Here is a 13,686-nt window from a genome sequence, read left to right as displayed (position 1 = left end):
CTCCTGTTAAGACGATGATTTTTCAGAATTCGCGGGGGCCTGTTGTGCATCGTCGGAAACTTCTTGTGGCGTTACCTGTGCACCTGGTTTAGCGCGTTGGATACCCACGGTAATCACGCGGTCACCGGCTTTTAAGCCGCTGGTTACCAGCCACTTATCGCCAATCGCCTGCGGTGCTTCGATGTTACGTACTTCAACTTTATTATCCGCACCTACAACCATCGCCGTTGCCTGACCGGTAGGCGTACGAGTGACGGCCTGTTGTGGCACCAGCAGGGCGGTTGGGTTTACCCCTTCCTGCAAGCGGGCACGAACAAACATACCAGGTAACAGGTTATGGCCTGGGTTCGGGAACACGGCACGCAGGGTGATAGAACCGGTGGTTTCATCAACGGTAACGTCCGAGAACTCCAGTGAACCTTGCTGCGCATAGGTTGAACCGTTTTGCATCAGCAGCGTCACGCTGGCTTTACCGTTGTTCTGCTGCAACTGACCGGATTCCAGCTCTGCCTTCAGACGTAAGAAGTCATCGCTGGACTGCGTCACATCGACATACATAGGATCAAGCTGTTGAACGGTGGCCAGCGCGGTGGTTTGTGCACTCTGCACCAGAGCACCCTCAGTCACCGAAGACTTGCCAATACGGCCGCTGATCGGAGAAGTCACTTTGGTGTAGGCGAGATTAATACGCGCGGTTTCGACATTTGCCTGAGCTACCTGTACCGCAGCAGCATTCTGAGCAGCCGTTGCAGCGGCAGTATCATAATCCTGCTGACTGATGTACTTGGTACCCAACAGCGGCTTATAACGCTTTAATGTCAAATCAGCGATACGTGCATTCGCCTGTGCCTGGACCAGATCGCCTTTGGCGCTGTCATAAGCGGCCTGATAAGTCGCAGGATCAATTTGATACAGCGATTCCCCGGCTTTAACGTCGCTTCCTTCGACAAAGTTACGTTTCAGCACAATGCCAGAAACCTGCGGACGCACTTCAGCCACGCGATACGCGGAAGTACGGCCAGGCAGTTCTGTTGTCATTTGCAGAGGTGCTGTTTTTAAGGTCAGTACACCCACTTCAGGTGGCTGTTGCTGGGCGGCTTGCTCGGATTTGCTACCATCACATCCTGTTAACACAAAGCTGCCTGAAAGCATCAGGACGGCCGCCAGAGGCGCTAATCCTCTGTTTTTATTCATATAATAAACCTCTAGTGTCCGATATCAATTGATCAATGGATCACAAACCGATAAACCCATTGCTGCGCTATATCACGGGTCATGCTATGGTACATACATTCACAAATGTATGTAAACTTGCCAGATTGTAAAAAAAGTCACCTATGGCACGAAAAACCAAAGCGCAAGCGCTTGAAACGCGACAGCAAATTCTCGATGCTGCCGTGGAACTCTTCTCTCATCAGGGGGTTTCTGCCACATCGCTGGCAGAGATCGCGGCCGCTGCTGGTGTCACAAGGGGCGCGATTTACTGGCACTTCAAAAATAAAGCTGATTTATTACACGCCATCTGGCTAGAGACGGATGCCGGACTGGATAGTGTGGAACTTGAGTATCAGACAAAATACCCTGGTGATCCACTTTCTGTTTTACGCTCGATGCTGATTTATCTTTTTGAAGCAACGGCAAAAGATCCGCAGCGGCGGGCATTAATGGAAATTATTTTCCATAAATGCGAGTTTGTGGGGGAAATGGCCGCGCTACAGCATATTCAACAGACTTTACTGCTGGCATGTTACGACAAAATTGAAGAAATCTTGCGTGACTGTATTGAGGCGGGTCAACTGCCTGCAACGCTAAATACCCGTCAGGCGGCGCTTATCATGCGCGGCTACGTCAACGGGATGATGGAAAGTTGGTTATTTACGCCCGAGACCTTTGATTTGGCCGAGGACGCGCCACAATTAGTAGAAACCTTTATTGATATGCTGCGCTTCAGCCCAACGCTCAGTCAGCGTCCCTGAGATGTTTCTGCCTGTTCACGTTTCTTTTCATAGTCGCGCTGGACAATCGCCAGCGCTGCCAGCACGGTTTCAGCCGGTAAGTTGTTCTCTTCCAGTAGCATAATCAAATCAACCGCCAGTTTGACTTCGGCAGGTGCATTTTCCAGAGACATCACTCCTCCTGTTGGGTATTTCATGGGTTCATCAGAGTATAGAAGAGAGAGGATAGCGGTTATTCCGCTTTCCCCCGCAGCGCGAGCGTCCAGGAAACCTGTTTGATCGCGGCCTTGCAGCGCCCCATGCGCTGTTCCAGCACGGTGAGATCTTGCTTAAGTTGCTGTTGCACCGCCAGAGTCTCTGCCTGGGCCAGCCGGGTTTCCCGCTCATCGATCATCTGTTGTAAGCGCTGCTGATAGCCGAGGTATTCAGCATGCTTTGCCTGTTGTGGATCGGTGTGAACGCGTTCGCGTTGCGGGCGCAGGTGGCGACTGCCCAGCTCACGCTGTAAGGCGGCGACTTGATTAGCCACGCGTTCCGCCAGCCACAGGCGCTGCTCATCGTGCTGGCTACTGCACAGTCGTGCATAGTTCTGCTCAAGGATAGCCAGACACTGGCCTAACTGCCGCGCATCGCCCGGAAACAGCTGTTTATCAAAGCGTGCCACCCGGCAAGTTTCCCCCGCAACCGGCTCGATTTGCCGTCGTAGCGCCTGAATCGTGGCCTGAAGTCGCGTTAATGCGGACGTTATGGTCATTTTTTTGCTCGCCTGGGTCAGTCAAAATCCACCACTATGATAAATGATAATGCGCTATCGGGGCGATAAGGTTGCAATTATCTCCCTGTTTGCTTAGATTTGGGCGTCTTCGTGCGTGGCTTCCCTTAGTGAATCAACTGTCGCCTAACCTGAAACCAGGTTTAAGCGCTATGGAAGCTGCGTGATACAGAATATTCACCAGGCGTAACATCATGACCGCAACTGCGCAGCAGCTTGATTTCATTAAAGACAGCATCAAAAGTATTCCGGATTACCCGAAGCCGGGCATCCTGTTCCGTGACGTGACCAGCCTGCTGGAAGATCCAGTGGCCTATGCCGCGACTATCGCGCTGCTGGTTGAGCGCTATCGCGACAAAGGCATCACCAAAGTCGTGGGAACAGAAGCGCGTGGTTTCTTGTTCGGTGCTCCTGTGGCGCTGGGGCTGGGCGTAGGCTTTGTACCGGTACGTAAGCCTGGCAAACTGCCACGTGAAACATTCCAGGAACAGTATCAGCTGGAGTACGGCACTGATGCGCTGGAACTGCATAAAGATGCCATCGTTCCGGGCGACGTAGTATTAATGGTAGATGATCTGCTGGCGACCGGCGGCACCATTGAAGCCACGGTAAAACTGATTCGCCGCGCAGGCGGTAAAGTAGAAGATGCTGCGTTCGTGATTAACCTGTTTGATCTGAGCGGTGAAGCTCGCCTGCAGGCGCTGGGCATCAATTGCTATAGTCTGGTCAACTTCCCAGGCCACTAAGTCATATTGGCCTCGCAGCAGTGCGGGGCCGTCTAATGTGACAACCCGGTAGGCATCTGTCGGTGTCGCTGTTAAACTACACCTCTCGATATTCCGGGGTATTACCCCTTATCACTCTTTATTCCAGCGACTGAAACCCTATGAGCTATCAGGTACTTGCGCGAAAATGGCGCCCTCAGGCTTTTGCCGATGTAGTCGGCCAGGAACATGTGCTGAAGGCGCTGGCCAACGGGCTGACTCTGGGGCGCATTCACCACGCCTATCTCTTTTCTGGTACGCGCGGCGTAGGGAAAACCTCCATCGCCCGTTTGCTGGCGAAAGGGCTGAACTGCGAAACGGGTATCACTGCCACCCCTTGCGGTCAGTGCAGTGCCTGTCGAGAGATCGAACAGGGGCGTTTTGTTGATCTGATTGAGATTGATGCCGCATCACGCACCAAAGTAGAAGATACCCGCGATCTGCTGGACAACGTGCAGTACGCGCCCGCACGCGGCCGCTTCAAAGTCTATTTGATCGATGAAGTCCATATGCTCTCGCGTCACAGTTTTAACGCGCTGTTGAAGACGCTGGAAGAGCCTCCGGCACACGTTAAGTTCTTACTCGCCACCACCGATCCGCAAAAACTGCCGGTCACCATTTTATCGCGCTGCTTACAGTTTCATCTCAAAGCGTTAGAGCCTGAACAGATTCGCCAGCAGCTGACCTATATTCTGGAGCAAGAGCAGGTCAGTAGCGAACCGCGTGCGCTGCAACTGTTGGCGCGTGCGGCAGATGGCAGTATGCGTGATGCCTTAAGCCTGACCGATCAGGCGATTGCCATGGGGCAGGGTAGTATCAGCAGCGAAGGCGTCAGCCAGATGCTCGGCACGCTGGACGATGAACAACCGTTGGCGTTAGTTGAAGCATTAATGGCTGGCAGCGGTGAACAAGTGATGGCCCTGCTGGCGCAGGCGGCATCACGCGGCGTCGAATGGGATGCGCTGTTAGTGGAAATGCTGCGCTTGCTGCATCACCTGGCGATGGCGCAATTACTGCCTTCCAGCCTGGATGATATGGGCGAACATGATGCCCAGCATCTGCGTGAGCTGTCGCGTCAGATCCCGCCACAAGATTTACAACTTTATTACCAGACGCTGTTAATGGGCCGCAAAGATCTGCCGCTGGCACCTGACAGGCGTATGGGCGTGGAAATGACGCTGCTGCGTGCCTTAGCTTTTCATCCAGCCGCACCCATAGCCGCGCCGGCCGGTCCCGCACCGACACCGGTACAGGTGCAATCTGCTACGGTAAATGCCACGCCAGTGCCGCCGCAGGCCGCGTCAGCGCCGGTAGCCGTGGCACCTCCGGTGGTTGAAAACCGGCCCCCGGAGCCTAAATTGTCCGACAGCACCAGCCAACTGCTACAGGCCAGGAGCCAGTTGCAGCGCCAGGGAGCGAACAAAGCAAAAAAGAGTGAGCCGGCAGCGCCTTCTGCGCGGCCGGCCAGTTCAGCGCTGGAGCGTCTGGCTTCCGTGACCGAACGTAGTCAGCCCCAGCGCAAAGCGCCTGAGGCAGAAAACAGTAAAAAAGAAGCATACCGCTGGAAAGCGCAGACGATCACAGAAGTGAAAGCTGAGCCCGTCGCAACGCCAAAAGCCTTGCGTTCAGCGCTGGAGCATGAGAAAACGCCCGAGCTTGCCGCGCGCCTGGCGGAAGAAGCCCAACAGCGCGATGCCTGGGCGGCTGAAATCGCTACGCTGCCACTGCCGAAGCTGGTACAGCAGTTGGCGCTCAACGCCTGGAAAGAGCAGAGCGAATCCGCGGTGACGCTGCATCTGCGTTCCAGCCAGCGTCACCTGAATTCAGCGTCGGCGCAGCAGGTTCTGGCCACTGCATTGAGTAACGCCGCCAGTCAGGCAGTTGAACTGACGGTGATTGAAGATGATAATCCGGCGGTGTTAACGCCGCTGGAGTGGCGTCAGGCCATTTATGAAGAAAAACTGGCGCAGGCGCGTCAGTCCATTATGAGTGATACCCATATTCAAACCTTGCAGCGCTTTTTCGATGCTGATCTGGATGAAGAGAGTATCCGACCTGTTTAATCACGCTGCAACTGCCTCTGGCAGCATACGCAGCCCGGTAAAGAGAGAAAACTATGTTTGGTGGTAAAGGCGGACTGGGCAACCTGATGAAACAGGCCCAACAGATGCAGGACAAAATGGCGAAAGTGCAGGAAGAGATTGCTGCACTGGAAGTGACCGGTGAATCTGGCGCGGGCCTGGTAAAAGTGACCATCAATGGTGCGCACAACTGCCGTCGCGTTGAAGTTGATCCAAGCCTGCTGGAAGACGACAAGGACATGCTGGAAGATCTGATCGCTGCGGCATTTAACGATGCAGCGCGTCGCATCGATGAAGCGCAGAAAGAGAAAATGGGTGCTGTTTCTGCTGGAATGCAGTTGCCACCAGGCTTCAAGATGCCATTCTGATGCAAACCAGTCCACTGCTTGAATCCCTGATGGAGGCGCTGCGCTGTTTGCCTGGCGTCGGCCCGAAATCAGCGCAGCGTATGGCCTTTCAGCTGCTGCAGCGCGATCGCAGCGGTGGGATGCGGCTGGCGCAGGCTTTGACCCGCGCCATGTCCGAAATTGGCCACTGTGCGGATTGCCGCACCTTTACCGAGCAGGATATCTGTACCATCTGCGCCAACCCAAGAAGGCAGCAAAATGGTCAGATCTGCGTGGTTGAGAGCCCGGCGGATATCCACGCCATTGAGCAAACCGGGCAATTTGCCGGACGCTACTTTGTGCTGATGGGGCATCTTTCGCCGCTCGATGGCATTGGCCCGCAGGATATCGGTCTGGACCGCCTTGAGCAGCGTCTGGAAAGTGAAACCCTGCATGAAGTCATTCTGGCGACAAATCCCACGGTGGAAGGTGAAGCCACGGCTAACTACATCGCTGAGCTGTGCGGCCAGTATGGCGTCGAAGCCAGCCGTATTGCGCATGGTGTCCCGGTGGGGGGCGAGCTGGAAATGGTCGACGGGACGACGCTGTCGCACTCGCTGGCAGGACGCCAAAAGTTTAAATTCTGACCACTTGCCGGTGTTGTGACAAACACCGGCTTGAAATCCGCTGTTCGGCCCCCATCTCCTCCTCAACGTCCATTAAACCTGATTCCGTTGAGGTAGCAATGACCATGAAAGGACAAGAGACCCGTGGCTTCCAGTCAGAAGTAAAACAGCTTCTGCACCTGATGATCCATTCTCTGTATTCCAACAAAGAGATTTTCCTGCGCGAACTGATTTCCAACGCCTCCGATGCGGCTGACAAACTGCGTTTCCGCGCACTGTCACAGCCGGATCTGTATGAAGGCGACGGCGACCTGCGCGTGCGTGTCTCTGTGGATAAGGACAACCGCACCCTGACCCTGAGCGATAACGGCATTGGTATGCGCCGTGACGAGGTGATCGAAAACCTCGGGACTATCGCAAAATCAGGTACCAAAGCCTTCCTCGATTCAATGGGTTCTGACCAGGCCAAAGACAGCCAACTGATTGGTCAGTTCGGTGTTGGTTTCTACTCAGCCTTTATTGTGGCGGACAAAGTTTCGGTGCGCACGCGCGCAGCCGGTGCTGCCGCAGACGAAGGCGTGTTCTGGGAATCTGCCGGTGAAGGTGAATACACCATTGCCGATATCGAAAAAGCGGATCGCGGTACTGAAATCACCCTGCACCTGCGCGAAGGTGAGGATGAGTTCCTTGATGCGTGGCGTGTACGCAGCACCATCAGCAAATACTCCGATCACATCGCGCTGCCGGTTGAGATCGAAAGCAAAGATGAAGAGAGCGATACCACCAGCTGGGAAAAGATCAACAAAGCCCAGGCTCTGTGGACGCGCAACAAATCTGATATCAGCGATGAAGAGTACGGTGAGTTTTATAAACACATCGCCCATGATTTCACCGATCCTGTCACCTGGAGCCACAACCGCGTAGAAGGTAAGCAGGAGTACACTTCACTGCTGTACATCCCCGCGCGTGCGCCGTTTGATATGTGGAACCGCGATCAGAAACACGGTCTGAAACTGTATGTGCAACGCGTATTCATCATGGATGACGCGGAACAGTTCATGCCGAACTATCTGCGCTTTGTGCGCGGTCTGATTGACTCAAACGATCTGCCACTTAACGTCTCCCGTGAAATTCTGCAGGATAACCGTGTTACCCAGAGCCTGCGTGGCGCACTGACCAAGCGTAGCCTGCAGATGCTGGAAAAACTGGCTAAAGACGACGCAGAAAAATATCAGACCTTCTGGAAAGAGTTTGGTCTGGTGCTGAAAGAAGGCCCAGCGGAAGATAACGCCAACCAGGAAACCATTGCTAAGCTGCTGCGTTTCGCCACCAGCCAGAGCGAAGGTTCCGCGCAGACTATCTCGCTGGAAGACTATGTCAGCCGCATGGTGGAAGGCCAGGATAAGATCTACTACATCACGGCCGACAGCTATGCCGCCGCGAAGAGCAGCCCGCACCTTGAGCTGTTCCGTAAAAAAGGCATTGAAGTGCTGCTGCTCTCCGATCGCATCGATGAGTGGATGATGAGCTACCTGACCGAATTCGACGGTAAGAGCTTCCAGTCTGTCAGCAAAGCGGATGAGTCGCTGAATAAGCTGGCTGATGAAGAGAGCGAAGCGCAGAAAGAAGCCGGTAAAGCGCTGGAGCCGTTTGTTGACCGCGTGAAAACGCTGCTGGGCGAGCGTGTGAAGGAAGTGCGTCTGACGCATCGCCTGACAGACACCCCGGCGATTGTCACCACGGATGCAGATGAAATCAGCACCCAGATGGCGAAACTGTTTGCTGCCGCAGGTCAGGCCGCACCGGAAGTGAAATACATCTTCGAACTGAACCCAGAGCACGCGCTGGTGAAACGTGCGGCTGACACCGAAGAAGAGACCCGATTCAGCGAGTGGATTGAACTGCTGCTGGATCAGGCGCTGTTGGCTGAACGCGGCACGCTGGAAGATCCTAACCAGTTTATCCGTCGTATGAACCAACTGCTGGCGTAAGCCGTAGACTCAGCCCCTGCCACTGGCAGGGGCTTTTTTTATGCCCGCAATTTATTGCTGTAGCAGCTCTTCCCCCAGCCAGTGGCGAAACAGCGCGATTTCCACATCGTCACGGCGTGACTGCTTCGTCATCATCCAGGTGGCGCGTGCGGCGCGAACAAAGCCCAGTGGTGCAATCAGTGAGCCGTCTTCCAGCTCTTTCCGCACTAACAGGCGTGGTGCCATGATCACACCCAGGCCATTAAGTGCGGCCTGAATCCCCAATGTCAGATTGTCAAAATGCTTACCGCTGTGCTCTTGCGACTCTGCGCCGTACAGGGCAGCCCACTCGCTCCACGCCTGACGGCGCGTATCGGCGTGTAAAATGGGCAACGTAGCGAGATCGGCGGCCTGTTTAAAACCGTTGGCAAAGCGCGGTGCGCAGAGCGGGCCGATGTAATCAGCGGTGACCAGCGTAGCATCGACATCTTCATCTGGCTGCTGTTCATAGCTCATGATCAGCACATCAGCATGCTCGCTGCGTAGCTGGTCCACATCCATAATACCTTGAAACTGCACATCAATTTCCGGATGGCGCTGATAAAAGCCGCCCAGCCGTGGAATCAGCCACTGCGCCAGAAAACTCGGCGCGCAGGCGATATTTAACTGATGACGCAGTCCGTTGCGAATGCCTTCACTGGTGGCGGTCAGTTCGTTGAACGCTTTCTGACAGCTCAAGAGCAGGCGTTCGCCATGCGATGTTAATTTAACGCGGCCACTGGCGCGGACAAACAGCGGTTTGCCCATCCAGCTCTCCAGCTGGCGAACCTGGTGACTGATTGCACTATGGGTTACATGTAACCTTGCAGCGGCAACGCTAAAACTGCTGTGTAAGGCGGCCTGATAAAAGTAGTGCAACGCCCGCAGTGGTGGAAGCCCGGTCATACCCATCCCCTGTGCAAAAACCTAACAGGGATTGTCAGTTTATATCATTTTAAAGTCCAGACGCATTGACCTAACCTTGCCCGCAGATTCTGGCGGGTTGACTGCGCGCTTATCCTGTGATTGTCACCTGCCTCGCACCCCGTCGACGGGTAAAAAAATGAGAAACTCACGCAATGTCTATTACGGAACGAATGACACAGGCGCGAGATGAACTCCGTGCCGAACTTTCCCGTTGCTATCATCTTGAGCAGTTTGATCTGTTCTTCGCCCCCTCTTTGCATGTTGCGCGCGTGCTGCTCTCACGTCTGTTTTTAAGACAGGAACAGACGCGTAATCAGCGACGCTATGCTGCGCATTACCCGATCACGGCGTTGAGCACCATGCCGGAGGTGCCGGTTATGGCGGGGAGTATCAATCTGGTGGCGCAGGTCGATCCTGTTGAAGGCAAAATTCGCACGCTGCAATCCTGCCAGAAAGAGGGGGTGGTTGATGTAAGTGAAACCTTCGCGACAACCCTGCATATGCCGCTGGTGGACGAGAGCCAACTGTTTGTTACCCGGCTCGATCATCATGCCGCACTGCCTGGCGGCCTGGTGCTGATTGCGCTCCGCACCCAGGATTTCAGCACGCTGGTGCGTAGTGAGCTGCGCTTGTTTGAGCAGGGCATGGCGTTCGGGGAGGCGATTACTGACGCTCTCGAACAGATTAACGGAGGTCGCTGGCAGCCCTATAATATTGCGATGGTGAGTGCAATTCGCATTGAAACGCCCCATGTGATCCACTCCTGTCATACGCCGGGGTTGCCTTTCGCACTGCTGGAATTGCCCGATAATCTGCTTAACCGGTTGGTGCTGTCGCCCGGTATGCAAATTTTTCCCCACGCCTTGAAACTCTCTATTCGCGCCGAAAAACGCGGCAGTGGTAAAAAAATTAGCGACACAACTGAATCGATTAGACAGCGATTGTGCCAGACATTGGCGGCGGCGGGGTAATCTGAAAACGCCACAGGTAACCCACCGTTTACGGGTGCAAAACGCAGAATGTGTCAGCCAGATAATCATCCGCGACTGTCCGCGTTCCTTGTGGTGTGCGGGTCATAATGGTATGTTCTTCGCCTTCTCAGATTGATCATGTGTGTTTGCAAGAGGAATTACGCAATGCGTATTATTCTGCTCGGTGCTCCGGGCGCAGGTAAGGGGACTCAGGCCCAGTTTATTATGGAAAACTACGGTATTCCGCAAATCTCCACCGGAGATATGCTGCGTGCTGCGGTTAAGGCCGGGAGCGAGCTGGGTAATCAGGCAAAAGCGATCATGGATGCAGGTAAACTGGTCACTGATGAGCTGGTGATTGCGCTGGTTAAAGAGCGTATTGCTCAGGAAGATTGTGCGAAAGGTTTCCTGCTGGATGGCTTCCCGCGTACGATTCCACAGGCGGATGCGATGAAAGAAGCCGGGATCAACGTTGATTTCGTGCTGGAGTTCGCCGTACCGGATGAGCTGATCGTTGACCGTATTACTGGCCGTCGCGTTCACGCGAACTCTGGCCGTGTGTACCACGTCAAATACAATCCACCAAAAGTGGAAGGTAAAGATGACGTCACCGGCGAAGAGCTGTCTACGCGTAAAGACGATCAGGAAGAGACCGTACGTAAGCGCCTGGTCGAGTACCATGAGCTGACGGCACCACTGATTGGCTATTACAGCAAAGAAGCGGCAGCGGGTAATACCAAATACGTTAAAATCGACGGCACCCGTCAGGTGGCCGAAGTGCGTGCAGAACTGGCTGAGATCCTCGGCTAATGCACTTCAGGGGCTAGTTAGCTGGCCCCTGTTGCAGTAATTGCTTTTCCTCCCCGCTAATTCCGCTACAATTTCCCCGTTTTCTGATCTGTCCAATGTCAGCAAGGAATTAGAATGAGGCAAGATAAGCCCGGCGTTCTGTTGGTTAACCTCGGTACGCCAGATGCACCTACTACTCCCGCCGTAAAACGCTACCTGCAGCAGTTCCTGAGCGATCCGCGCGTAGTGGATACGCCACGCCCAATTTGGTTGCCGATTCTGCATGGCATCGTGCTGCCGTTCCGATCGCCGCGTGTAGCCAAACTCTATGCATCGGTATGGATGGAAGAGGGCTCGCCGCTGCTGGTGTTCAGCAAGCGCCAACGCGATGCGCTGGCACAACGCGTGGATATGCCCGTTGCGCTGGGCATGAGCTACGGCAATCCGAGCCTGAAAAGCGCGCTAGATAGCCTGATGGCGCAGGGCGTCACCCGACTGATCGTGCTGCCACTCTACCCACAGTTCTCCTGTTCGACGGTGGCTGCGGTATGGGATGGGATTGCGGATATTTTCAAAGGCTATCGTTCTCTGCCGGACGTCCAGTTCATTCGCGACTATGCCGATCACCCTGCTTATATTGCCGCGCTGAAAGCCTCGGTTGAGCGTTCATTTGCCCAACATGGCCAACCCGATTTGCTGGTGCTGTCCTACCACGGTATTCCGCAGCGCTTTGTGGATGAAGGGGATGACTACGCGCAACGTTGCAAAGACACTACCGCTGCGCTGCAACAGGCTCTGGGGCTGCGTGACGACCAAATCAAGATGACTTTCCAGTCACGCTTTGGTCGTGAGCCATGGCTTCAGCCGTATACCGATGAAACCATGCAAAATCTGCCGCAGAAAGGCGTGAAGCACGTTCAGGTAATGAGCCCGGGCTTCTCAGCGGACTGCCTGGAAACGCTGGAAGAGATCAGCGAGCAGAACTGTGAATTCTTCATGCACGCCGGTGGTGAGAAATTCGAATACATTCCTGCCCTGAATGCCGACGCAGAGCACATCGAAATGATGGTGCAGTTGGTGAACAGTCGTCGTTAAAACCCTGGCAGAGAGTGTGATATCATTCTCTGCCTGTTTTTCCAGTACGGCATCTTCATGAAATTTCCCGGCAAACGTAAATCTAAACACTACTTCCCCGTTAGCGCACGCGATCCGCTGATACAAACCACTCAGCAGGAGCAGGGTGAAGGCAGCACTATTGTCGGCATCGACCAGATCATGGTGGATATTGAAGCCCGCGTAGACGACAGCTTTTTACAGCGTTATCAGCTCAGCGCTGGCCATTCGCTGGTTATTGACGATGCACGTGCCGAAGCGCTGTATCAGGAGCTGATGCAGCATCAGCTGATTAGCCATCAGTTTGCCGGTGGCACCATTGGTAATACCTTACACAACTACTCGGTGCTGGCGGACGATCGCTCCGTCCTGCTCGGCGTGATGTGTAATAACATCCAGATTGGCGGTTATGCCTATCGCTACCTGTGCAACACCTCCAGCCGTATGGACCTTAACTACCTGCAAGGCGTTGACGGTGCCATTGGGCGCTGCTTCACCTTGATTGGCGAACACGGTGAGCGGACATTCGCCATTAGCCCAGCGCAGATGAACCAACTCAGTGCGAGCAGCATTCCCGAAGCGGTGATTGCCGAATCCTCTGCACTGGTGCTGACCTCCTATCTGTTACGTGGACAACCAGGCGATCCGATGCCCGCGGCCACGCTCCAGGCGATTGAGTATGCGAAACGCCATGATGTCCCGGTGGTCTTAACCCTTGGGACCCAGCACATCATCCATGATGATCCGCAGTTCTGGCGCGACTTCCTGCGCGATCACGTCACTATTGTGGCGATGAACGAAGAAGAGGGTGAGGCGCTGACCGGCGAAAGCGATCCGCTGCTGGCGGCACAAAAGGCGCTGGAGTGGGTAGATTTAGTGTTGTGTACGGCCGGTCCGAATGGACTCTACATGGCGGGTTATACCGAAGAGGCGTTTAAGCGCAGCACCAATCGCCCGCTGTTGCCGGGTGCTATCGCCGAATTCAATCAGTATGAGTTCAGCCGTGCAATGCGTCGTAGCGACTGTGAGCAGCCATTAGCCATCTACTCACACATCGCGCCTTATATGGGCGGGCCTGAGAAGATCATGAATACCAATGGCGCGGGAGATGGCGCACTGGCCGCGTTGTTACACGATATCAGCGCGAATAATTTCCACCGCCAGAATGTGCCGAACTCCAGTAAACACTCGCGGGCTTACCTGACTTATTCTTCGCTTTCTCAGGTGTGCAAATATGCCAACCGCGTCTCGTATCAGGTGCTCAATCAGCACTCTCCGCGTTTGATGCGAGGCCTGCCTGAACGGGAAGATAGTCTGGAAGAGGCGTACTGGGAGCGTTAAGTCTCACTGCCA

14 protein-coding genes and 1 other annotated feature are annotated in these 13,686 nt (G+C 54.6%); of the genes, 10 read left to right on the top strand and 4 right to left on the bottom strand.

Going from position 1 to position 13,686, the window contains the following annotated elements; translation table 11 throughout:
* Window positions 1–6 precede the first annotated feature (6 nt).
* Window positions 7–1,194 carry an efflux RND transporter periplasmic adaptor subunit gene (locus F3J40_RS17380; RefSeq protein WP_017347848.1) on the bottom strand — a complete coding sequence of 396 codons (1,188 nt, stop codon included), beginning with the start codon at window positions 1,192–1,194 and terminating at the stop codon, window positions 7–9.
* 143 nt (window positions 1,195–1,337) lie between these two features.
* Between F3J40_RS17380 and acrR the strand changes: the two genes are divergently transcribed.
* Window positions 1,338–1,976 (top strand): multidrug efflux transporter transcriptional repressor AcrR, encoded by a 639-nt coding sequence (gene acrR / locus F3J40_RS17375; protein WP_167016571.1) that lies wholly within the window; start codon window positions 1,338–1,340, stop codon window positions 1,974–1,976.
* Here the strand turns inward: acrR and rsmS are convergent.
* Both rsmS and priC read right to left on the bottom strand, forming a co-directional pair.
* On the bottom strand, window positions 1,964–2,128 hold the full coding sequence (gene rsmS / locus F3J40_RS17370) for a pleiotropic regulatory protein RsmS (RefSeq protein WP_017347846.1): 165 nt from the start codon (window positions 2,126–2,128) through the stop codon (window positions 1,964–1,966). The two genes, acrR and rsmS, sit on opposite strands and share 13 nt — an antisense overlap.
* A gap of 59 nt (window positions 2,129–2,187) precedes the next feature.
* The gene (gene priC / locus F3J40_RS17365; RefSeq protein ID WP_167016569.1) at window positions 2,188–2,709 is read right to left on the bottom strand and encodes a primosomal replication protein PriC; all 522 of its coding nucleotides are present in this window, start codon (window positions 2,707–2,709) and stop codon (window positions 2,188–2,190) included.
* Window positions 2,710–2,921: 212 nt separating this feature from the next.
* Here priC and apt point away from each other — a divergent pair, with 212 nt between their 5' ends.
* From apt to htpG, 5 genes are all read left to right on the top strand, one after another.
* Window positions 2,922–3,473, top strand: a complete 552-nt coding sequence (gene apt / locus F3J40_RS17360) for an adenine phosphoribosyltransferase (RefSeq protein ID WP_167016567.1) — start codon at window positions 2,922–2,924, stop codon at window positions 3,471–3,473.
* Between the two features lie 140 nt (window positions 3,474–3,613).
* The gene (dnaX, locus tag F3J40_RS17355) at window positions 3,614–5,554 is read left to right on the top strand and encodes a DNA polymerase III subunit gamma/tau (RefSeq protein WP_167016565.1); all 1,941 of its coding nucleotides are present in this window, start codon (window positions 3,614–3,616) and stop codon (window positions 5,552–5,554) included.
* Window positions 4,899–4,960, top strand: a sequence feature (DnaX frameshifting element). It overlaps the preceding gene by 62 nt.
* Window positions 5,555–5,607: 53 nt before the next feature.
* Window positions 5,608–5,940, top strand: coding sequence for a YbaB/EbfC family nucleoid-associated protein (locus tag F3J40_RS17350; RefSeq protein WP_017347842.1), 333 nt, complete (start codon window positions 5,608–5,610; stop codon window positions 5,938–5,940).
* Window positions 5,940–6,545: a recombination mediator RecR gene (recR, locus tag F3J40_RS17345; protein WP_017347841.1), complete on the top strand. Its 606-nt coding sequence runs from the start codon at window positions 5,940–5,942 to the stop codon at window positions 6,543–6,545. The genes F3J40_RS17350 and recR overlap by 1 nt, the downstream gene beginning before the upstream one ends.
* Before the next feature lie 98 nt (window positions 6,546–6,643).
* A complete protein-coding gene (gene htpG / locus F3J40_RS17340; RefSeq protein WP_017347840.1) occupies window positions 6,644–8,515 on the top strand; it encodes a molecular chaperone HtpG in 1,872 nt (623 codons plus the stop codon).
* A gap of 51 nt (window positions 8,516–8,566) precedes the next feature.
* Here htpG and F3J40_RS17335 read toward each other — a convergent pair whose 3' ends face one another.
* Window positions 8,567–9,439: a LysR substrate-binding domain-containing protein gene (locus F3J40_RS17335; RefSeq protein ID WP_167016563.1), complete on the bottom strand. Its 873-nt coding sequence runs from the start codon at window positions 9,437–9,439 to the stop codon at window positions 8,567–8,569.
* Between the two features lie 173 nt (window positions 9,440–9,612).
* Between F3J40_RS17335 and F3J40_RS17330 the strand changes: the two genes are divergently transcribed.
* The 4 genes from F3J40_RS17330 to F3J40_RS17315 all read left to right on the top strand — a co-directional run bounded on the left by F3J40_RS17330 (window position 9,613) and on the right by F3J40_RS17315 (window position 13,674).
* Window positions 9,613–10,431, top strand: a complete 819-nt coding sequence (locus F3J40_RS17330; protein ID WP_240155511.1) for a DUF6024 family protein — start codon at window positions 9,613–9,615, stop codon at window positions 10,429–10,431.
* A 165-nt stretch (window positions 10,432–10,596) separates the two neighbouring features.
* The gene (gene adk / locus F3J40_RS17325; RefSeq protein WP_167016561.1) at window positions 10,597–11,241 is read left to right on the top strand and encodes an adenylate kinase; all 645 of its coding nucleotides are present in this window, start codon (window positions 10,597–10,599) and stop codon (window positions 11,239–11,241) included.
* A 114-nt stretch (window positions 11,242–11,355) separates the two neighbouring features.
* Entirely contained in the window at window positions 11,356–12,315 is a 960-nt protein-coding gene (hemH, locus tag F3J40_RS17320; RefSeq protein ID WP_167016559.1) for a ferrochelatase, read from the top strand.
* 57 nt (window positions 12,316–12,372) lie between these two features.
* A complete protein-coding gene (locus F3J40_RS17315) occupies window positions 12,373–13,674 on the top strand; it encodes an inosine/guanosine kinase (RefSeq protein ID WP_167016557.1) in 1,302 nt (433 codons plus the stop codon).
* Window positions 13,675–13,686: the final 12 nt, after the last annotated feature.

It is taken from the genome of Candidatus Pantoea multigeneris (genome assembly GCF_011752615.1).
Classification (GTDB): domain Bacteria; phylum Pseudomonadota; class Gammaproteobacteria; order Enterobacterales; family Enterobacteriaceae; genus Pantoea; species Pantoea multigeneris.
Note: the sequence above shows the minus strand (reverse complement) of the source record. Positions and strands in the feature narration are given on the sequence as shown.